The sequence below is a fragment of the Brevibacillus sp. AF8 genome (assembly GCF_021270385.1).
GTDB lineage: Bacteria > Bacillota > Bacilli > Brevibacillales > Brevibacillaceae > Brevibacillus.
Map to the genome: position 1 here is coordinate 331,501 of NZ_JAGQDN010000003.1, position 19,296 is coordinate 350,796.

Sequence of the window (19,296 nt, forward strand, 5' to 3'; positions counted from 1 at the left end):
ATTTCCACTAGCAAATATCGTGGGTAATGGGGCTGTTCCGTATAAAAATGCAGTTGCCTCAGTCGTAACGTTGCTCGAGCACGTTGATCAAATCATTTGAGACCTGGACAGCGAATAAAACCTTCCGTCCACCATCCGAATTCCCAGATCGACGCAATATTCCAATCCTTGCGTCACTCCGTACAAAATCCATTCGGAAGAACGGTGGTTGATATCAAAATCAGTGTAAAGGTCAGTGCCATCATTTCGGATCTCTTTGCGGTACGTCACATCAAAAAGGCGTAGGACAAAAGGCAGTTCAGCAAACGGAATAGCAAACTTTCGCTCTATTTCTTGCTCGAACTCCTTCGTCATGCTCCACTCTGCCTGAATGGATTGTTCATCTTTCCAGGCAATGCGTATACTCGGGCCTTCTACATCTGTGGACGATCGCGGGGGATTTGTCTCCATTCGCTCCCATCGTTCCTTTCTTTCATGTACTTGCTATCACCAAGTATATTGGCTTTTCCGTATATTATAGCACGGGGACATGCAAAGTGGAAACGCATCCAAGCCATAATTTTTAGCGGCCAACTGTAAATGTATTTTCTCCGACGGTTACATAAGAAGTGAATTTCTCGGATTTCATTTGAACTTGTACTTTATAAGTGCCGTATGCTTCGAGTTTCGTAGATACAAAAGGCTCTGAAAAATAGAAGCTGTTTGCATTTTGCGTGGAGTATTTCCATTCTTTCCCTTTGGACACTTCTTTGCCGTCCGGTCCGACCAACACAAGTTGCATGCGCAGGTCTTTGGCTACAGGCGCGTCATCAACCTCTACGAATACGTTAAACGTACGAGGCACATTTTTGTCGCTGTATCCTTTGACAGGGTTGCTGAAAACAACATTTTTATTGCGGGTCTGCTGAATCCCTTCGACCACAATAATATTTACGTTTGGCTTAATCACTTGCAATTTGCCAGATTGCTGATCGTAATCGGCGAAACCACCGAGCTTGTTCACTATTGATTCAACCGATTCGGCCTTGGATGCTGGCATTTCACTCGCAACGGTTTCTGCGCCGAAGAATACGCGCATCGCACCCTCTCCAAGCGCAGTAGTGCTCCCCACCCCTGCTGCTACAGTCAACGCCAACAAGGCCGACAACCATGCTTTTTTCATGTCAATAATCCTCCTGTATGTGTGCGCGGCAGCGCTTGTTTTTCCGGAATTTCTTCTCCCTAGTTTATACGTTTGGAAAAGGAAATAGTTGTGCTGCCCTGATAAGTTTTTTCAACAATATCCACATTATCCACAAGCACAAAAACCTTAGGAAGAAAGACTTATACACAGAGATGTTAGTAACTACTTCTTACCCTTGACCAGAATACGGGCGGGAAGGACACAGAAAAAAGAGCGGCTATCCAGCCACTCTTTTTTTGTTCCTGACACCTGCTACTCCTGTTGCGAAAGCCATGTAAAATACCGGGAGACCAGTCGAACAGCAACCTCGATCGCGTCTTCGTTCGGCTCAATTTTGGAATGGTGCAAGCCGTACGGCGTTTGCACACCCAGCCAGAACAAAAAGCCGGGGATTTCTTTCAAAAAGTAACCGAAGTCTTCTCCGGTCATGGCTTCCTTGCAGGTAATGAGAGTTACCTCTGCACATTGTTCCTGTACCCATTGCATGAAGTCTGTCGTTAGCTGCTCCTCGTTGTAAACCTGGCAGTAGCCAACACCGTAATCAATCGTTGCCTGGCAATCAAAGCCTATTTCCACTCCCTTTACGAGAGATTCAATGCGGCTTTTGACGAGTGCCATCGATTCCATCGAAAAGGTTCGGATGGTCCCTTCTAGCCTGGACTTCTCCGCGATGATGTTCTGCTTCGTCCCGCTCTCCAGCTTGCCAATCGTTATGACGGCCGAATCCAATGGATCGATATTGCGCGAAATAATCGATTGAAGCTGAGTCACAAGATGGCTTCCTGCAACCACCATGTCATTCGCCTTGTGGGGGAAGGCTGCATGCCCCCCTTTGCCAACCAAATCAATGTACAACTCAGAAGTATTGGCAAACAAAATTCCTGGCTTCGTCGCAATATGACCAACTGGATATTCCGGCGCGATATGCAGGGCAAAAATGCAGTCCGGTCGCCAGTCTGCAAACTCTTCACTTTCCATCATCGGTTCAGCACCGCCAGGGCCTTCTTCTGCCGGCTGAAAGAGAAACAACAAATCATCTGCAATCGGATGCTCGGTAAAATGCGTCAGGAGGCCAAGAGCAATTGCCATATGCATGTCATGCCCGCAAGCATGCATGTATCCTTCATGAAGCGATCGAAACGGATAGGACGTTTCCTCTACGATCGGCAGGCCATCCATATCCGTCCGCCAGGCAATTAATCGTTTTGGCTCTGTTCCTGCCAGCTTGACCAAAATGCCTGTCCGCCACGTTTTGATCTCGATTCGCTCCTGAGGCAGCTTTTTCAAATAATCGAGCAAGTATTGTTGCGTCTTCACTTCAGCGAAGCCTGGCTCCGGTATTTGGTGCAGGTCTCGGCGAATTTGTGTAAACAAGGAAGTCGTCATGGTCTACGCCTCCTTTTTCGTACTTGTTCTTGCTGTTAATTGCTCCTCAAACACGGCAAGGAAACGGTCCACATCGGCTTTGGTCAACGTCAGTGGCGGAAGCAGACGAACAATCGTTTTCTGCGTCACGTCAACGAGAATTCCTTCGTCAAGCAATGCTTGCTGCAAGTGGCTTACCTCTTCCGGGGTGGAAGAGAGCGGAATTCCAACCATCAAGCCTTTTCCGCGCAGGGATTGCAGCTGATCCGGAAGGCGCGTTCGCAACGCTTCCAAGCCCGACCACAGGTACGCAATCACTTCTTCTACGTGAGCGATGAAGGCTGGATCAAGCAATTCGTCCAACACGACATTCCCCAGGGCAGCAGACAGTGGCGATGGTGCGAATGTCGTTCCGTGATCCCCTGGTTTGAACTGATTCATCAGCTTTGGACCAGCGATGACACCGCCGAGGGGAAGCCCTCCTCCTATACCTTTGGCAAAAAGGATAAGGTCTGGCGTTACGCCTGCATGCTCATAAGCAAAGAGCTTTCCTGTTCTGCCCATTCCTGTCTGGATCTCGTCCATGACAAAGAGCATACCTTCTTGCTCACAGATCGCAGCTACCTCTCGCAAGAACGCTTCAGATAACGGTACGACACCGCCAGAACCCAATACTGGCTCCATGAGGACCGCAGCGGGTCTTGCTTCCTGGCAAATCGCTCGCAATCCTGCCGTGTCCTCCACATCCAATTCATAAACAGGAAAAGCTGGCTGAGGAAAGTCTTGATAGACGTGAGCCTGCCTCGTCAGACGCACTGCTCCGAGTGTTCGCCCATGAAAGCTGTTGCGCAAGACAACGATGCCTTCACGACCAGCTCCCTCATTTTTTGTCCATTTGTGAATCAGCTTGATGGCAGACTCTGTGGCCTCTGCACCAGAGTTGGTGAAAAACACCTTACCGCTGATGCTGTTCGCAACCAAACGCTCGGCTAAACGAATAGCCGGCTTGTTTAAAAATACATTGGAAATATGCAAGAAGCGCTCTCCCTGCTCACGCAGAGCCTGTACAATGCGCGGATGAGAATGCCCCAAAACGTTTACCGCGAGTCCGGTAAACAAGTCGAGATAACTCTTCCCGTTCGTATCGTACAAGTAATTTCCTTCGCCTTTGTCTATGGCAATCGGAAGTCTTTTGTAAGAGGAGACGATATATTGTTCATCGAGCGAACGCCAGTCCATGTGCACTCTCTCCCTTACAGCTGACGTAGCTCCTGCTTGATCTCTGTCTTGGAACGAGTTTTTTCATCGATTTGCTTGATCACACGTGCAGGCGTTCCCGCAACTACTACGTATGGAGGTACATCTTCAATGACGACAGCGCCCGCTGCAACGACAGCACCTTTTCCTACGCGTACACCTTCCAGAATGACTGCATTTGCTCCGATGACAACATCATCTTCGACAACAACTGGCTGTGCAGACGGCGGCTCGATAACGCCCGCGATAACCGATCCCGCACCGATGTGGCAGTTTTTCCCGATAGTTCCACGTCCACCTACTACAACATTCATGTCGATCATTGTACCTTCACCGATAACTGCACCGATGTTAATGGAAGCACCCATCATAATGACCGCGTTGTTACCAATTGTCACTTGGTCACGGATAATTGCGCCTGGCTCAATACGCGCTTGAATCCCTTTTGTATCCAGCAATGGAATGGCGGAGTTGCGACGGTCACTCTCTACTACATAATCTTCAATTTTGTCTGCGTTAGCAGCGAGCACTGGCTCAATCTCTTTCCACTCACCAAAAACAACACCAGTAGGACCAGTAATGAAAGCTTTGGAGCTCGCACCGAAGTCGATTCCCTCCAGGTTCCCTTTCACATATACTTTCACGGGTGTTTTCTTTTCGCTTTTTTGGATAAACGCGATAATTTCGTTGGCATCCATCATATTCATTGTTACATCCTCCTCAAAATAACAGCATGGTAAATCAAAAAAAGCAATGAGTGCATTCGCTATCTCATTGCTCTTGATACTACAGAAGCAAATAATAAATAGCGCTCCACAAAAAGACGTAAGGTCCCTTGTGACAGGATGTTCATTTTTCATGAGACACCCCAGCCTGTGCTACGTAGGGGCATAGCATAAGCTTCGGCGCTTTAGCCTTTCTTCCTTCTCCTGCCCCCTGGCAGATTGCGAAAAGACTTACTCTTCTTCGGCGCACCTCTATTTAGAGTACATTATTATAATTTTATTTAACTCTACCAAAATCAATGAAACGTGGCAATAAGAAAAAAGTTATTGACAACGATTCTCATTTTCATTATTTTATTTATTGAGAATGATACTCATTATCCAATTGGAGGGTTTACGTTTTATGAGCATTTTGATGGTTTACGCGAGCATGACAGGGAATACACAGGAAATTGCTGAAGCAATTGCAGAAGGTATTCGTTCCACTGGTGCTGAGCTGGAGATAAAAGAAGTGATGGATGCAAACGCAAAAGAACTCGAGGCTTACGACGGAATCTTGCTTGGCGCCTACACATGGGGCGACGGCGAACTCCCAGATGAATGCATGGATTTTTATGAGGAAATGGACGACATTGACCTTAGCGGGAAAAAGGTTGTTGCTTTTGGCTCTTGCGACTCCGCTTATGAGCATGTCGGTGCAGCAGTTGATATTTTGCTGAAAAAGGCGAGCGAACGGGGAGCAGAAACACCAATGGAAGGATTGAAAATCGAGCTTTCTCCTACTGCAAAAGAAGTGGAAACTTGCAAAGCATTTGGGGTATCGTTTGCTGAATTGCTCGGATAATCGGTGTTTCCCAAATACTCTGGCATATGCTATACTATCAATCCAACTTTTTCAGGAGGATTGATCTCATGACACTACATACGGACGAGATTCTCTTACGGCCTCTCCACCAACAAGACGCAGCCGAGCTCCTAGAGCTTCGGCTGCGCAATCATGACTTTCTCCAACCATTTGAACCGATCCGCCCCGCTTCATTTCTGACCCTCCCAGTACAGCAAGAACAGATTTCACAAGCGCAGAATGATTTTGAACGTGGCACGGCCTATGCTTTCGGCGTATTCTCCCGGGAATCCGGAAAGATGATTGGGCGTATTGCGTTGTCAAATGTGGCACGCGGCGCATGGCAAAATGCAACGATTGGTTACTTCATGGATCAGGCGTGCAATGGCAAAGGCTATACGACATTAGCCGTAAATCTTGCCCTTCGCTTTGCTTTCACGGATGCTGGGCTACACAGGGTACAAGCGGCTGTAATGCCTCGCAACCAAGCCTCCATTCGTGTCTTGGAAAAAAACCGTTTTCGCCATGAAGGCCTTTCGTTACGCTATTTACAAATTAACGGCGTATGGGAGGACCATCTTATCTACGCTCTTACAGCTGAGGAGTGGTCTTTGTAATCTCCCCACTCTTTTCGCTATCGCGCAGCCGCTCCAGGATGCGCCGTTTGCGGTACAGCATCATCCCCGCTTCGGCGACATCCTGTACGGTTGAGCGATTCAAATACGCCCCGAACAAAATACCCGCAATGGGCACCATTTGAAATAACTTTTTCCACCCAAAGTTTTCTGTGTACGTTACCACGACTTCACGCCATCCCTGCAATTGCGCCATTACCTCTCTCTGGGCAGTTGGGTCATCAAAGCGGGAGAGCTCAGCGAGTATCGCTTTTTTCCCTACGATGTCCGATGAAGCAAACTGCAGGCATTTGACGACAAACAGCCGCTCCTTCTTCTCTTCCGGTCGATAGCCATAGGCAAGCGCCATCTCTTGTAAAACTTTTAGGGATGTCCCCATCAATAACGGGATATCGATCGCAAGGGTAAATATCCCCCCGAAGCCAGTCGTCGCACCTTGTACCGTGGCAAAATTCGCACGTGAATCCTTCAACTCCATGGCGACTTCATTCATGATCGTAAGCGGAACAGCGGCTATCTCCTCCTTGCCAATAACAGAAGTGCCCTGTCCCTCTAATCGTTTGCCAAACCGCTTGTATATCGGTTCATCCTGCACCAAATAAGTTCCACCTGTTTCAAGAAAGGCTGCCATTTCATCTACGGCTTTTCCCAGCTTCTCCTGAACGAATGCAGGCGTAATCCGATCCAACAAAACAAAAGGAAGTCTGCCAAGCTTTTCCCAGAACCACAAGTCGTTCTGGTCCTTCTCCCAAGCCTCCACTTCGTGTAATGCCGTAACCAATGTCTCCCTAGACTCCTTCAACACCAATAACCTCCCTGGCTGCTCACTCAGATTCTCCTCGCTTCCACTGACATTGGTTGCGCAAGACGGACTTGATATAGTCCCGCAACTCTTCTGACGTGGCGTGACAGACGAACTCTCTTTTATGTCTTACGATCCCCAGCTTCAAATGTTTCACTTGCTCTCCTTCGATCCGAAAGCCGAACTTTTCTAGGATTGCCTTCTGCTCATTTGTCACAGGACTTCCTCCCCTTGTAGTCGAAAACCCCCATGCCAAATTGCAAGGGGGTCTTCCTACCTACTTTACTTCAATTGTCATCGTCAATGTTTCATTACGCTCATTTTCATCGGTTTTCTTGGTGTGCTTTCTTTTGGAGTTGATAACTGTGCAGGTTTTATTGGTGAGCGTATTCGTTACCTTGATCTTGTATTCCCCAGGCTTATCCGTATCGATATACCTTTTCAAATTCAGTGATTCAAGTCCCTCACCATCGTCGCCATCACCTTTGCTTGGCTTGATGCTGGCGATTTCTTCTTCCCCGAAAAAGATCTCGATCCGATTTTCTGAGGAAATGGTACCGTTACTGTGCTTCCGATTGGCACCAATACCAATTTCTCCATGTTTCCATTCAAATTTCGGCATATAGTAGGACTTCTTTTCGCTCTTATCCCTGATCTTTTTGGATCCGACAAGCTCAGCATGAGTAGCGATCAGTCTTAAGTCTTCCCATTCTTCGAGATTATCGCCTGCATTCACGGTAATCTTTTGTCCGTCCCGGTATTCCTTCCCGCTCTCGCTTCGAAGAAGAAGTGGCGAACTTGGCGGAGTTACACCTGTATCATCCGGCTCACATGACGGATACGACTTGATTGGAGGCGAATCTTCTATCACTTGAACGTAGCCGCACCATACCTGCGACGGGTCTCTTTTGCTATAGTAGTTGACTTTGTAGCGACCTGGTTTGTAACCGGACAACAGCAATGCCGTGTGATCCCAGCTCAATTTGCTCTCGTCGGCAATGACATTATCGATCGCCCATACACCCGGCCCTTCATCATCATCCGCTTCACTTCCATATTTGATGTGTTCGGCAGCAGTTGCCAGCCAGATCACATGAACAGGATTCTGATACAGCTTGATTGTATTATCAGAGGAATACAGGTTCATCTTTTCTACCGTCGGTGTTGATTGTTCGTTCTGCTGCATCAACACATCCATCGTGACATTTCCATTAGCAGGGCCGCAGGCATTAGGTGCACCTGGTATTTGTATTTGAACCGTTGTCGCCGAAGTATCGCCCCACATAGACGATGTCTCTTTTTGCCCCGAAACAGGCTCAAAGGTAACAGCGATTGTGATTCCGGCCAGTCTCTCAGGAATGTCCACCTCAAAGTGCTGCGCGTCTGTCAAGGTTTGTCCGGTTCCGTTCACCGACCATCTTCCTGGGATTGGCGAATACAATGGAACCTTCCCTGGTGCTGCTGGAGCTGTTATTTTCTGATCTTGCGTGAGCTTTTGACCACTTGCATCTGTCCCCATGTACAGCTCTGCAACGCCTACTTGAATCATCGTCATCCAAGGTGACATGGTAGTATCATCAGGAACAAAGAGGAGCTCGTACTGCCCCGTCAACAATGTCCCCGTCGAAAATATGGTTTCTTGAACAGACCTCATTTCTGTATTCGTGGACTTATTTGTTAATTTCCAAGTGCCCGGTACAGAACTAGTAAAGTCGTGTGAACCCATCATTCCAAAAATCGCCGTTTGTCCGCCGCTTGGTACTGGTTCTCCCTCAGCCTTTTCCCCATTAAATATGCTCGGGTAATTTTGGGCCTCTACCAGAAATCGCACATGCAACGTGCTGCTCTTCCCTTTGGCATCCGTCACAATAAAGGTCAAGGTATGCGAGCCGGCAGATAGCTTTTGTGCTGGAATGGTAAACCGAGGCACTTGCCATTTGAAAGAGGTCTGTGGGGAGGTAGTTTCGGCTTGATACTCCGATAACTCTACGCCATCCAATAAAACTTGCTTCCGATTGAGGTTAGTGCCAGTTCCATAAGTGGTCTGTATCACGTCAATATCAAGTGGTGTCTCGGGAGGAAGAATAAACTCATCATTCTTCACCCAGTTCCAACCATTTGAATCCAATCCTGCAACCTGATAATCGTTAAAGATAACCATATCGTGAACAGGCTGCTGCCGGAGTGGCTTAGATACTTGGCTGTTTTTTTTCATGGATGCTGTTGCCCCGGCCCCCATGGCTGGCAGTACTGACACACCTGACAAAAAGGTGCCCGTTGCCAAACACACTAGAAGTGCTTTTACAACCCATTTTTTCACGAATTGTCCTCCTATTTCTTCCTTTCAATTTTTCAACTGTGATCATTCGACAAAAACAGCGAAATATCCTTTACAATCACAGAGCTTTTTGCGCCATCGGTATAGTTAAAAACTATTCAGTTTATAATTTATATAGATTTGACTTATATCCCCCCAGTTGGTAAAAATGGATGAAAGGGAGGGATTCGGATGGTTCAAACCAATCAATGGAATGCCGGGCTATACGACGCCAAAATGAATTTCGTTTCTGAATACGGCAAAGGTTTAGTGGACTGGCTACAGCCGGCTTCTGGAGAAAACATTCTTGACTTAGGCTGTGGAACAGGTGACCTGTGTGCTCAACTATCGCTTGCAGGAGTTAATGTGACAGGAATCGACTTTTCTGCCGCCATGATTGAGGCTGCTCGTCAAAAATATCCGCAGTTTGCCTTTGAAGTAGCCGATGCACATACGTATCGTACAGATGTCAGCTACGACGCTGTCTTTTCTAATGCCGCACTCCACTGGATGAAACGTCCTGCCGAAGTCATTGAAACCATTTGGTTGGCTCTAGCTCCCGGTGGACGCTTTGTCGCTGAATTTGGAGGGCAGGGAAATTGCGGACAAATCACCAAGGCATTACGGACTGTTTTAGCACGAAGAGGAATATCTGCCGACGAGCGCTCGCCTTGGTATTTTCCCAGCATAGGAGAGTACACGACTCTTTTGGAAAAGCAAGGCTTCCATGTCGTACTTGCCTCCCATTTTGATCGCCCGACAGTCATGGCTGATGGAGACCTGGGGCTGTCACATTGGCTGAATTCTTTTTGCAGTCCTTTTTTCGCGGGACTGTCCTCAAATGAAATTCAGCAAGTATGTAGCGAAGTCACTGACTTACTGCGTCCTGCTCTGTTTCAAGAGGGACACTGGGTGCTCGATTACAAGCGTATTCGCGTCATTGCCCATAAGAAATCAGAGAAGGATACTCTACATGGGGGAGCTGCACAATGACCCGTATTGGCTGTCTCCATGGACATTATTCGAATATTTCCCTCTTATCAGATGCGTTCGCAGCCTTTGACGTAGAGCTCATTCATTTTGTTGATCCAGGTTTACTCCTGCAGAACGAAGGAACCTCTGTCCATACCAAGGAACAATCGCATGCCAAATTACGTGAGCAACTAAACTGGATGCGAAACTGCGGGGTCGATGCAATCGTGATCACATGCACGCAGTATGCTGCACTGGTAACACCAGAAGATGAAGCAACTGCCACTGTTCCACTCTTCACAATCGATGGATCTTTTTTTCATGAGCTTGCACGGCATACTGAGCCACAAGTTCTGCTGTTCTCCAATCCCGCTACTGTTCAACCTACGATGGAGCGTCTCGTGAAACACGCCCATTCTCACAGCCTTCATCCAGAGATACAAGTATCTCTCGTCGAAAATGCTTTTGCCCTGCTCATGGAAAACAAGCAAGAAGCTTACAGAGAAGCGATAAAAGACGCCCTGTATCAGCTCCGCCAAACGTTTCCAGACCAACCTATTGCAGTGGCACAGCTCTCCATGGCCCCTGTTGCTGATCAATTTGCAAAGGAAAATGACTGTACAATTTCCCATCCTTTACATAGTTTGACGTCGTTAATGTCCGTAGCGTTACAATTGCGTTCAAACCGTTGAAAAGGGAATGCGTGTAAAAAACAGCCCCGTTTGCTTAGGTCTAATGGCCAGTGGCAACGGGGCTGTCGCATAAACACGAATTCAATTGGCTTTTACATGCCTTCGGAGTTGGTCACCAGAACCTCTTCTCCCTCATTCAAGCCGCCTTTGATTTCAATAAAATCATATCCTTCAATCCCGATTTCTACGTCTTTCGGCATTGGATCTCCGGTGCTCGGATCTTTCACCATTACCGTTCCCTGACCTGGTCCCAGAATTTCAACTGCATTGCTTGGCAAGCGCAGGACATTCTGTGCTTGGGCGACGATAATATCGTTGTCTCCCGTCATTCCATGCTTAAAATCAGCCTTGTCTAGCAATTCCACTTTTACCGCGAAACGAACTTCCTTGTCTTCTTTTTTCCCTTCTTTCGGGAGCTCTACGACTTTGCCTTTAAACGGCTCGGTACCGAATGCATACACGTAAACATCGACATTTTGTCCGATTTTAATCGCGGGGATATCAAGCTCTCCAACGGCTGCCATAAAGTAAACAGAAGACGTGTCCATAATAATGGCTGCAGGCTCTGATCCTGGCGCTTCGCCTTCTTTTACGCCCAGCTTGGTGATTACACCGCTAATTGGCGCCGTTACTTGGTTCTTCGCAATTTCACGCTTTTTCTGCTCCATGTTCAATAAGGAACTTTTTAGCGCCAGTTCTTTTTCCATCAGCTCCATACCGGACGCTTCCATATCCATCTTGAACAGTTGTTGCCCTACTTTGACTACATCGTCCTTTTTGACGTCGATCTTGCCGATTTTCCCGTACGTACCAGCCAAGATTTCTATTTCATCCGGCAGCTGGAATTCTTTCTGATTTCGGCTTACGTATAAGAGGCCCTTATCATCCGTGTACTGTACCTCACCCTTGTCTCCGACGTAAATGGCCCCAGGCTTCTTGACCAATACCTCGACATTGTGAATTCCGCCAGCACCTTCTACTTTTTCACCTATTCTATCCACTTCTGTGACAACACCATCCACAAAATACATGGAAGTCGGAATGAATACCTTCACTTTTTGTCCTACACTGAATCGTTCAGACTCATAGGAGGTAAATTGCCCAATAATTTTCAAATAGTCGGTATTAGCCAGCTTGACTACCACCTGTTCCGGTCTTACATCTTGTCCTTCTTCTACAAGGACCTCAACCACTTTTCCTTCTTTTGTAGCCGTGATCTTGTCTTTCTTTTGCTTAATTTCATTTAGCTCTTTTTTCGCCTTTAAAATGTCCAGCTCCAGCTTTTGAATTTCCAGTTGTGCATCCGAGCTGTCTATCGTGAACAAAACATCGCCTTTTTTTACGGACTGCCCTTCTTTCACTAGCACACGTTGCACCTTGCCGCTGAGCTCTGGCTTGACTTCCTCACGGGCCTTCGCTTCCACTGTACCTGCTGAGTTGATTGTCTTCTTGACGTCACCTCGTTCCACGACCGCTGTCGGGAAGTTCGGTTTTTCTTCCGGCTTTTCTTCTGTAACCTCTTCGCCCTTGAAGTATGAGTAGCCGTAATAGCTACCTCCTCCAAGAACGGCCACGACCGTGGCGATAATGATCCATTTTTTCTTGTTCATCTTACGTTCCTCACATTTCATCACTTATTCAGATCGAATCGCTTGCAGCGCACTTAAACGAGACGCGCGGATCGCCGGGAAGATTCCCGCCAACACCCCAATAATAAAGGAGAAGCCAATCGCAAAGAGTGCCAGCCAACCCGGAATCACTGCCAATTTTGTTGGCTCAGCCTCTGGATCACCACCGCCGCCGTAGCCCATGTTGAGACTATCCAAGAGACCGCCAGACGCTCCAAAGTAATTCACGAGCTCAACCGCTCCCCACGCCATTCCGAGACCAGCCAGTCCACCAATTAAGCCAATAAAGCCTGACTCCATTAAGAACAGCCAACGAATATTCAACACAGTGGCCCCGATTACTTTCATGATACCAATCTCTTTGGTTCGCTCTAAAATCGACATGATCATCGTATTGACGATTCCAATGGTTGCGACGAGCAAGGAGATTGCAGCAATTCCTCCGAGGACCATCTGAATCACGAAGAAGAAGTTATTGATGGTTTCCAGCTCACGTGCAGGCGACCATACTTCAAAGCCCTTTTCCTTCAACGCTTTGACTACACCCTCGACCTTTTCACGAGATTCTACCTTGACAGTAATTCTGTCAAATTCAAAGGTTTCCTTTTTGGCTTTATCGCGTGAACGGCGAGATGCTCCCTCTTCGACTTCGTCACCTCGACTGCGCGTGACCCACTCATTTAGCTCTTTCACTACATTAATCGGTACATAAACCGCGGCTGACGAGTTACGTTCTTCCGATTTCTTTAATTGACCGACAACCTTTACACGCAATTCTTTTTTCTCGTATTTTGGTTCATCATCGATGCGATATTCGCGCGACAAGATGAGAGTCCCTGCTCTGTCTACGAGATTGAAGGTCAGTGCTTCTCCGCCCCCTATATCAGGAGGTGGCATCTGAGACATTTCATGCCGTCCAGCTCCGGCCTTTCTTCGCCGTTCCTCGCGCTTTTCCTTTTCTACGTCGCGCAATTCTCTGGATACATCGAAAGCAACCACTATCTCTTGGGGCGCCCCTGTCAGATAGGTTCCTTTTTCAATGTCATTTTTGCGATAGGCAGCCGACTCATTCACATCCACCCCAATAAGCTGGACGTAGCCTTCTCGTCTACCTACCTTAAGCTTCGCTTGCTCTCGTAATTCTTTTATCGGCATAACCGCCTGAATGCCAGGAATCTTTTTTAATTCCTGCACCGCTTGCATATTCAGCTTCTTGACCTTATCCTCTGGAACATCAATCCATTCACCATTTTCCTCGTACCAACGCAATGGCTCGACGTCCATCTCTGTCAAGTTCCCGAAGTTCTCCAAGCTTTTTACCGCACTTTCCTTAAGCCCTAAACTAAGCGCCATCATCGCGACGATTGCAGCCGTCCCGATCATGACACCAACCGATGTGAGGGCTGTCCGCAGCTTCATTCGCCACAGATTCCTCCAGACAATGCGAAAAGAATCCATTACCTTCACTGTTTGTTCACCTCATACCCTCGCCTACGCTGGTCTTGTCCTTTTTTGTACAACCCGTCCGTCCTGGAGATAAATGACGCGGTCGGACTGTTCCGCTACTTCCTGTTCATGGGTAACGATGATGAACGTAGTCCCATTTTCCTTGTTCATTTCTCTCATTAATAGGAGAATCTCTTGTTCTGTCTTCGAATCCAGGTTCCCCGTCGGCTCATCCGCCAAGATAATGCCAGGCTGATTGACGAGTGCTCTGGCAATACTGACACGCTGCTGCTGTCCACCACTAAGCTCATTGGGTCTGTGGTCGATACGACCTTCCAGCCCCACGCGGTGTAAGATTTCTGTTGCTTTCTCCCGACGTTTTTTCTTGCTTTCGCCTGCAAAAATCAGTGGAAGCTCTACGTTTTCCAACGCTGTCAGATTCGGAAGCAGATTGTATGACTGAAAGATAAAACCCATATTTTTACGGCGAAACAGGCATAGTTCGTTTTCGCTGTAGCTGGAAATCTCTGCTCCGCTAACCATGACACTCCCTTCCTCCGGCTTGGTCAAACCTGCAAGCAAATTCAAGAGCGTAGATTTGCCAGAACCCGATGAGCCACACAGGGCCACGAATTCTCCCTTGTTGATATGAAGGTTGATATCATACAGCACGGGCACTTTGATTTTTCCCGTTCCGTAGCTGTGATTGACCCCTGTCACCGTCAGCTCTCCTGTTGAATTGACCATCGTTTGTCGCACCTCATTCGTTCTTTCAAAATGGAAACTTTCGTAAACATCACATACTAAAGACGTAACATTTCGCAAAACGTAACGCTTCTTTCGGAAACATTTTACGATTTACGTAAACAACCATACTTTCTTCAAAAATATGTAACAGCTATGTAACCTTTTGCAGCCGGCTACGTATTACAATGTAGATGTCAACAAACCATGGAGGGTCGAAGAAGATGACTATCTATCGCTTTTTATTTGAAACAGCAACACGCAGATGGGTTGAAATCATCAAGGCACCCAGTATGTTTGAGGCAGCAAAGCAAGCCAAACAGCTTGCAACCAAGCGTTCCAAGTCCATGTCCACTACCATCAGTTTCTCTTTTCACCACGCTGCTTCTCAAGCATAAATGCACACATACATAAACCGCTTGCCCGCTACGGGAGGCGGTTTTTATATTTTGGGGATATTATTGACAGCACCGAATTCTTCCTCTTTAATAGAGAGAGAGGCATTACAGCGCATGACAGTATAGATCCGCTTCGATTGTGCAGCGGTATACAAAGGGAGATAATCACAATGACCATGAAGAAAGCACTCACCATTGCAGGTTCCGACACCAGCGGCGGAGCTGGTCAGCAAGCAGACCTCAAAACGTTTCAGGAGCTTGGTGTTTTCGGGATGACCGCCCTCACCGTTATCGTAGCCCAAGATCCACATAACAAATGGTTTCACGAAGTGTTTCCGATCGACGTTACGATCCTAGAAAAACAAATCGAAACCGTACTCGCAGGAATTGGCGTAGATGCTGTAAAAACAGGGATGCTCGGAACCACTGAATTGGTTGACCTCGCTACCCGTAAAATAAAACAATACGATTTGAAAAATGTTGTCGTTGACCCTGTGATGATCTGTAAGGGTGCAGATGAAGCTCTCCATCCAGAAATTGCAGTCAGCCTGCGCGAAGTCTTGCTCCCGCATGCAACAGTTGCAACTCCTAACCTGTTCGAGGCTGGTATTCTTAGCCAAATGGGCGCATTGAAAAGTGTCGATGACATGAAGGAAGCAGCGAAGCGCATCCACGACTTCGGCACCTCTTATGTCGTTGTAAAAGGTGGCAGCAAGCTTCAAAGCGGAAATGCCGTAGATGTTTTCTATGACGGGAAAACGATTGAGGTAATGGAATCAGAGCGCTTTGAGACGAGCTTTACTCATGGTGCCGGCTGCACGTTCTCCGCTGCAATCTGTGCGGAATTGGCAAAAGGAAGCTCTGTGCACAACGCAGTAGCTGTTGCCAAAGAATTTATTACCGAAGCGATTCGCCACTCGTTTGCGCTCAATAAATATGTGGGACCTACTAATCACGGTGCGTACCGCATGAAAAAGCACGGCGAAGCGATTTGCTAATTACGTCTTGGTAAACAAAAACTCCTGACCAAATCCGAGTCTTTCTCGGCTGGTCAGGAGTTTTCTTATAATTACGCTTGTTTTTTGATAGCGACCTCGGGATTGATTGGGGCAGCTCTTCGTTTCATGCGTACGGAAGACACCGTAAATACAATAAGCGCAGACCAGATGAGTCCAAAGCTGATGAGATGTGTTTGGGTGAAAGGCTCACCGAATAAGAATACAGCTGATAAGAGCGATATCGTAGGTGCCAAGTATTGAATGAAGCCCACAACGGAAAGCGGGAGTCTAGTCGTTGCTTGGGCGAACCAGTAGAGCGGCATGGCAGTAGCTACCCCCGCAAGCGTCAGCAATAAAAGTTGCCACCACGCTAAGGATGTCATCGTCTCCGTCCCATTGACCTGTAGCATCAACAGATAACCGAAAGCAATAGGGGCCACAAACAACGTCTCCCACGCCAGTCCGATCATCGCCTCCATTCGGACGAGCTTCTTCGCCAAGCTGTAAAAAGCAAAGGTCAAAGCAAGTGATAGAGAGACCCATGGAATCTCACCGTACTCGAAGGTGATGAACATGACTCCGAAAGCCGCGAGTATAAGCGCGAGCCATTGCCCAGCATGCATTTTTTCTTTTAAGAAAAGGACTCCAAGCAGTACGGTGATGAGAGGATTCATGTAGTAACCAAGACTCGTTTGCATGACTTGATCGTTATTCACTGCCCAGATAAAAATGAGCCAGTTTGCGCTGATTAACAGTGAACATATCGCTAATGCTCCGAGCATTTTAAAACCAGTAACCGCTCTCCACATACTGCGCCAGCGTTTCGTTACCTGGATAATGATTGCAACAAAAATAATCGACCAGACGATTCGATGAGCGAGTATCTCCCATGCCCCCATTGCCTGAAACAGCTTCCAATAGAGCGGGAGTAAACCCCAAGCCAAATACGCCACAATTGCATAAATAATCCCCTGTCTCATCCTAGCTCCTCCATGTGTTTCGCCTTCTCTTTCTCTATAGACAACTTTTGAACTTATTATCTATGAAATAGTGTAACGGAAATACGAAAAAACAGCTATGTATTCTCACGTAGAATAGCGCGTTCTTTACACTTTCATCCGTTACCATATTACCAATGCACGTAGCTAGCTAGTTACCTCAGTAGCATAGTAAAGCATGCACAAAAATTTTATTGTACCACTTTTATACCTGTAGTACAATAGTCATTATTCTTCCGAGTTTAGTCATACGAAAGGAACTTTTACTTATGACATACTGGCGATCTATCTTTTTAGTTTTACTCGGTGCGTGCAGCTACGGTGTCCTCTCGATCTTCATGAAGCATGCCTTTCAACTCGGCTTTACGCCATTTGAAATGAGTGGGAGTCAATTGATTTTTGGCGGCTTGATTATGACGGTCATGGCCATCCTTTTCTCGAAGCAGCGCTTTTCGTTTACGTATTTGTTGCTTTTGGCACCAGCCAGCCTGATGATGGCCTCAACCAGTCTTTTTTACCATCAGGCTGTTAGCCGGGTTTCTGCTTCACTCGCAATTGTTCTCCTCTTTCAGTTTACCTGGATCGGTGTCTTGCTAGAGGCGATTGTAGATCGAAAATGGCCGACCGCTGAAAAATGGGTGTCTCTGGTTATGCTTGGAGCAGGGACTGTTCTTGCAAGCGGACTAGGCGAAAGCGGTATTCAGAGCGTAGACATGGTTGGTTTGATCTTCGGTCTGATGTCTGGCGCGACCTTTGCCCTGGTTATTTTCTTCAGCGGGCGAATTCTCCCTGGAATGGATCCATACTTGCGAAGCGCGATTTCGATTAGTATGGCAGCCCTGATGCTCTCGATCGTTTATCCGCCGACTTTCTTGGTAAATGGTCAGCTTCTGCAAGGTTTACTGCCGCTCGGTCTTTTGGTTGCGATCTTCGGTTCGGTCATCCCGATCTTCTGTTTGGCTGTCGGTGTGCCGCGGATCGGCAATGGACTGGCTACCATTTTAAGTGCAGTCGAGCTGCCCACAGTCGTGCTCTTGTCGAGCTTCGTGCTTCAAGAGACTGTCTCTCTCCCTCAATGGGGTGGCGTATTCATGATCCTGGCTGCCATTTGTGTACCGCAAGTAAAGTGGCGGAAACTATTCTCCCCTTCTCACGCCCTCGAGCAGGAAAGAATGTAGCGCCGTTTTCTATAAACCGCATACAAAAAGCGTGCAGACGAGCTGTTCTGCACGCTTTTTTTTGGTACACCCCCTTCATATAGAAGGAAGGTAGATTCTCTGCCTCGAATTTATTTGCGAAAACTGCCACTCAAAGGGGGAAAGGTATGGAAAAGCGGCATACGGTGTTATTCCAGCAGCTAGAGGATTATCGACAGGAGACGTTAAAAGCAATCGATGGTTTGACAGATGAAGATGCGAACATCATTCCTGATGGTTTCTCCAACAATATCTTGTGGAATCTGGGGCACATTTATCTGGATCAGTATTTATGGATCGCGTACCTTACAAAAGAAACGATCCCGCTCCCCCCTGGCTTCAAGGAATGGTTTAACTTCGGGACCAAGCCTACTGACTGGAAAACACCGCCGCCGAATCTCGAAACGCTCGTTTCCTTATTACAAGAACAACCTCAGAAGATACAGGCTGCTTACAAGGATCGATTAGACGAAGAGTTTCCCGCAACAGAATCCGGCATGCATACGATTGCGCAAGTGCTTGTACGAACGATTTTTCACGAAGGGATGCACCTCGCCTCCCTCAATACAATCCGGAGGTTTCTAGGCAAATGACTCAGACTATAACGCCAATTTTTCGCATGTTTGACGTTGAGAAGGCAAGAGAGTTTTATGTGGATTTTCTAGGTTTTCAGATTGATTGGGAGCATCGTTACGAGGATCATTTTCCTTTATACATGCAAATTTCCTCTCCATCGTGCACGATTCATCTATCCGAGCATCACGGAGATGCTTGTCCTGGCTCAGCGATTCGCGTACAGGTGGAAAACATTGAGCTTTTCCATCAGTCCCTGTTGCGTCAAGGATACAAGTACGCTTGTCCTGATTTAGAGGAGACGCCGTGGGAAACGCGTGAAGTGAGCGTGACCGATCCTTTTGGCAATCGCCTTCACTTTTATCAGCCTGTCGATCACTCGTAAACAAATACAAAGAAAGCCCAGCGACAGTTCCTTTACAGGAGCCACCGCTGGGCTATTTCATTTTACATTTTGAACATAAATAGATGGGGCGATCGATGGGACTTGAACCCACGAGTGCCGGAGCCACAATCCGGTGCG

Annotated in this window: 21 protein-coding genes and 1 riboswitch; of the genes, 9 read left to right on the top strand and 12 right to left on the bottom strand. The window is 47.3% G+C overall.

Annotated features, from left to right (window positions below):
• Nucleotides 1-87: 87 nt before the first annotated feature.
• From KB186_RS07905 to dapD, 5 genes are all read right to left on the bottom strand, one after another.
• A complete protein-coding gene (locus tag KB186_RS07905; RefSeq protein WP_007723202.1) occupies nucleotides 88-450 on the bottom strand; it encodes a DUF4912 domain-containing protein in 363 nt (120 codons plus the stop codon).
• A gap of 112 nt (nucleotides 451-562) precedes the next feature.
• The gene (locus tag KB186_RS07910; protein ID WP_048033807.1) at nucleotides 563-1,162 is read right to left on the bottom strand and encodes a hypothetical protein; all 600 of its coding nucleotides are present in this window, start codon (nucleotides 1,160-1,162) and stop codon (nucleotides 563-565) included.
• A gap of 273 nt (nucleotides 1,163-1,435) precedes the next feature.
• The gene (locus KB186_RS07915) at nucleotides 1,436-2,569 is read right to left on the bottom strand and encodes an N-acetyldiaminopimelate deacetylase (RefSeq protein ID WP_232773356.1); all 1,134 of its coding nucleotides are present in this window, start codon (nucleotides 2,567-2,569) and stop codon (nucleotides 1,436-1,438) included.
• Between the two features lie 3 nt (nucleotides 2,570-2,572).
• Nucleotides 2,573-3,787, bottom strand: coding sequence for an aspartate aminotransferase family protein (locus tag KB186_RS07920; RefSeq protein ID WP_173608253.1), 1,215 nt, complete (start codon nucleotides 3,785-3,787; stop codon nucleotides 2,573-2,575).
• Between the two features lie 14 nt (nucleotides 3,788-3,801).
• A complete protein-coding gene (gene dapD, locus KB186_RS07925) occupies nucleotides 3,802-4,512 on the bottom strand; it encodes a 2,3,4,5-tetrahydropyridine-2,6-dicarboxylate N-acetyltransferase (RefSeq protein WP_007723196.1) in 711 nt (236 codons plus the stop codon).
• Nucleotides 4,513-4,603: 91 nt separating this feature from the next.
• Nucleotides 4,604-4,793: riboswitch (Lysine riboswitch) on the bottom strand.
• Between the two features lie 140 nt (nucleotides 4,794-4,933).
• Between dapD and KB186_RS07930 the strand changes: the two genes are divergently transcribed.
• Entirely contained in the window at nucleotides 4,934-5,374 is a 441-nt protein-coding gene (locus KB186_RS07930; protein WP_173608254.1) for a flavodoxin, read from the top strand.
• 68 nt (nucleotides 5,375-5,442) lie between these two features.
• A complete protein-coding gene (locus KB186_RS07935; RefSeq protein WP_232773357.1) occupies nucleotides 5,443-5,991 on the top strand; it encodes a GNAT family N-acetyltransferase in 549 nt (182 codons plus the stop codon).
• Here KB186_RS07935 and KB186_RS07940 read toward each other — a convergent pair.
• From KB186_RS07940 to KB186_RS07950, 3 genes are read right to left on the bottom strand one after another with little or no spacing between them, the layout of a single operon-like run.
• Nucleotides 5,966-6,811, bottom strand: coding sequence for an EcsC family protein (locus KB186_RS07940; RefSeq protein ID WP_232773364.1), 846 nt, complete (start codon nucleotides 6,809-6,811; stop codon nucleotides 5,966-5,968). The two genes, KB186_RS07935 and KB186_RS07940, sit on opposite strands and share 26 nt — an antisense overlap.
• Nucleotides 6,812-6,833: 22 nt before the next feature.
• Nucleotides 6,834-7,028, bottom strand: a complete 195-nt coding sequence (locus KB186_RS07945) for a hypothetical protein (RefSeq protein WP_229088093.1) — start codon at nucleotides 7,026-7,028, stop codon at nucleotides 6,834-6,836.
• A gap of 60 nt (nucleotides 7,029-7,088) precedes the next feature.
• The gene (locus tag KB186_RS07950; RefSeq protein ID WP_173608258.1) at nucleotides 7,089-9,131 is read right to left on the bottom strand and encodes a hypothetical protein; all 2,043 of its coding nucleotides are present in this window, start codon (nucleotides 9,129-9,131) and stop codon (nucleotides 7,089-7,091) included.
• A gap of 189 nt (nucleotides 9,132-9,320) precedes the next feature.
• On the opposite strand from KB186_RS07950, the gene KB186_RS07955 reads away from it, so the two are divergent.
• The gene (locus KB186_RS07955) at nucleotides 9,321-10,121 is read left to right on the top strand and encodes a class I SAM-dependent methyltransferase (protein WP_232773358.1); all 801 of its coding nucleotides are present in this window, start codon (nucleotides 9,321-9,323) and stop codon (nucleotides 10,119-10,121) included.
• Nucleotides 10,118-10,792 carry a type 1 periplasmic-binding domain-containing protein gene (locus KB186_RS07960; protein ID WP_232773359.1) on the top strand — a complete coding sequence of 225 codons (675 nt, stop codon included), beginning with the start codon at nucleotides 10,118-10,120 and terminating at the stop codon, nucleotides 10,790-10,792. Before KB186_RS07955 ends, KB186_RS07960 begins: the two co-directional genes overlap by 4 nt.
• Before the next feature lie 92 nt (nucleotides 10,793-10,884).
• On the opposite strand, the gene KB186_RS07965 is transcribed toward KB186_RS07960, so the two are convergent.
• From KB186_RS07965 to KB186_RS07975, 3 genes are read right to left on the bottom strand one after another with little or no spacing between them, the layout of a single operon-like run.
• Nucleotides 10,885-12,402, bottom strand: a complete 1,518-nt coding sequence (locus tag KB186_RS07965) for an efflux RND transporter periplasmic adaptor subunit (RefSeq protein WP_173608261.1) — start codon at nucleotides 12,400-12,402, stop codon at nucleotides 10,885-10,887.
• 24 nt (nucleotides 12,403-12,426) lie between these two features.
• Nucleotides 12,427-13,887, bottom strand: coding sequence for an ABC transporter permease (locus KB186_RS07970; protein ID WP_173608262.1), 1,461 nt, complete (start codon nucleotides 13,885-13,887; stop codon nucleotides 12,427-12,429).
• 24 nt (nucleotides 13,888-13,911) lie between these two features.
• Nucleotides 13,912-14,613 carry an ABC transporter ATP-binding protein gene (locus tag KB186_RS07975; protein ID WP_173608263.1) on the bottom strand — a complete coding sequence of 234 codons (702 nt, stop codon included), beginning with the start codon at nucleotides 14,611-14,613 and terminating at the stop codon, nucleotides 13,912-13,914.
• Nucleotides 14,614-14,834: 221 nt separating this feature from the next.
• On the opposite strand from KB186_RS07975, the gene KB186_RS07980 reads away from it, so the two are divergent.
• Both KB186_RS07980 and pdxK read left to right on the top strand, forming a co-directional pair.
• The gene (locus tag KB186_RS07980; RefSeq protein ID WP_007723176.1) at nucleotides 14,835-15,008 is read left to right on the top strand and encodes a hypothetical protein; all 174 of its coding nucleotides are present in this window, start codon (nucleotides 14,835-14,837) and stop codon (nucleotides 15,006-15,008) included.
• Nucleotides 15,009-15,178: 170 nt separating this feature from the next.
• Nucleotides 15,179-16,006, top strand: coding sequence for a pyridoxine/pyridoxal/pyridoxamine kinase (gene pdxK, locus KB186_RS07985; RefSeq protein ID WP_232773360.1), 828 nt, complete (start codon nucleotides 15,179-15,181; stop codon nucleotides 16,004-16,006).
• Between the two features lie 71 nt (nucleotides 16,007-16,077).
• Here pdxK and rarD read toward each other — a convergent pair whose 3' ends face one another.
• Nucleotides 16,078-16,986, bottom strand: coding sequence for an EamA family transporter RarD (gene rarD / locus KB186_RS07990; protein ID WP_221869076.1), 909 nt, complete (start codon nucleotides 16,984-16,986; stop codon nucleotides 16,078-16,080).
• A gap of 287 nt (nucleotides 16,987-17,273) precedes the next feature.
• Here rarD and KB186_RS07995 point away from each other — a divergent pair, with 287 nt between their 5' ends.
• From KB186_RS07995 to KB186_RS08005, 3 genes are all read left to right on the top strand, one after another.
• A complete protein-coding gene (locus KB186_RS07995; RefSeq protein ID WP_221869075.1) occupies nucleotides 17,274-18,182 on the top strand; it encodes an EamA family transporter in 909 nt (302 codons plus the stop codon).
• A gap of 146 nt (nucleotides 18,183-18,328) precedes the next feature.
• Nucleotides 18,329-18,793, top strand: a complete 465-nt coding sequence (locus KB186_RS08000; protein ID WP_221869074.1) for a DinB family protein — start codon at nucleotides 18,329-18,331, stop codon at nucleotides 18,791-18,793.
• Nucleotides 18,790-19,158: a glyoxalase superfamily protein gene (locus KB186_RS08005; RefSeq protein WP_173608268.1), complete on the top strand. Its 369-nt coding sequence runs from the start codon at nucleotides 18,790-18,792 to the stop codon at nucleotides 19,156-19,158. Before KB186_RS08000 ends, KB186_RS08005 begins: the two co-directional genes overlap by 4 nt.
• The last annotated feature ends 138 nt before the right edge of the window (nucleotides 19,159-19,296 follow it).

Bases quoted from the DNA above. Each gene is read 5' to 3' on its own strand.
- KB186_RS07905 (WP_007723202.1), bottom strand. From the start codon at position 450: ATGGAGACAAATCCCCCGCGATCGTCCACAGATGTAGAAGGCCCGAGT.
- KB186_RS07910 (WP_048033807.1), bottom strand. From the start codon at position 1,162: ATGAAAAAAGCATGGTTGTCGGCCTTGTTGGCGTTGACTGTAGCAGCA.
- KB186_RS07915 (WP_232773356.1), bottom strand. From the start codon at position 2,569: ATGACGACTTCCTTGTTTACACAAATTCGCCGAGACCTGCACCAAATA.
- KB186_RS07920 (WP_173608253.1), bottom strand. From the start codon at position 3,787: ATGGACTGGCGTTCGCTCGATGAACAATATATCGTCTCCTCTTACAAA.
- dapD (WP_007723196.1), bottom strand. From the start codon at position 4,512: ATGAATATGATGGATGCCAACGAAATTATCGCGTTTATCCAAAAAAGC.
- KB186_RS07930 (WP_173608254.1), top strand. From the start codon at position 4,934: ATGAGCATTTTGATGGTTTACGCGAGCATGACAGGGAATACACAGGAA.
- KB186_RS07935 (WP_232773357.1), top strand. From the start codon at position 5,443: ATGACACTACATACGGACGAGATTCTCTTACGGCCTCTCCACCAACAA.
- KB186_RS07955 (WP_232773358.1), top strand. From the start codon at position 9,321: ATGGTTCAAACCAATCAATGGAATGCCGGGCTATACGACGCCAAAATG.
- KB186_RS07960 (WP_232773359.1), top strand. From the start codon at position 10,118: ATGACCCGTATTGGCTGTCTCCATGGACATTATTCGAATATTTCCCTC.
- KB186_RS07965 (WP_173608261.1), bottom strand. From the start codon at position 12,402: ATGAACAAGAAAAAATGGATCATTATCGCCACGGTCGTGGCCGTTCTT.
- KB186_RS07975 (WP_173608263.1), bottom strand. From the start codon at position 14,613: ATGGTCAATTCAACAGGAGAGCTGACGGTGACAGGGGTCAATCACAGC.
- KB186_RS07980 (WP_007723176.1), top strand. From the start codon at position 14,835: ATGACTATCTATCGCTTTTTATTTGAAACAGCAACACGCAGATGGGTT.
- pdxK (WP_232773360.1), top strand. From the start codon at position 15,179: ATGACCATGAAGAAAGCACTCACCATTGCAGGTTCCGACACCAGCGGC.
- rarD (WP_221869076.1), bottom strand. From the start codon at position 16,986: ATGAGACAGGGGATTATTTATGCAATTGTGGCGTATTTGGCTTGGGGT.
- KB186_RS07995 (WP_221869075.1), top strand. From the start codon at position 17,274: ATGACATACTGGCGATCTATCTTTTTAGTTTTACTCGGTGCGTGCAGC.
- KB186_RS08000 (WP_221869074.1), top strand. From the start codon at position 18,329: ATGGAAAAGCGGCATACGGTGTTATTCCAGCAGCTAGAGGATTATCGA.
- KB186_RS08005 (WP_173608268.1), top strand. From the start codon at position 18,790: ATGACTCAGACTATAACGCCAATTTTTCGCATGTTTGACGTTGAGAAG.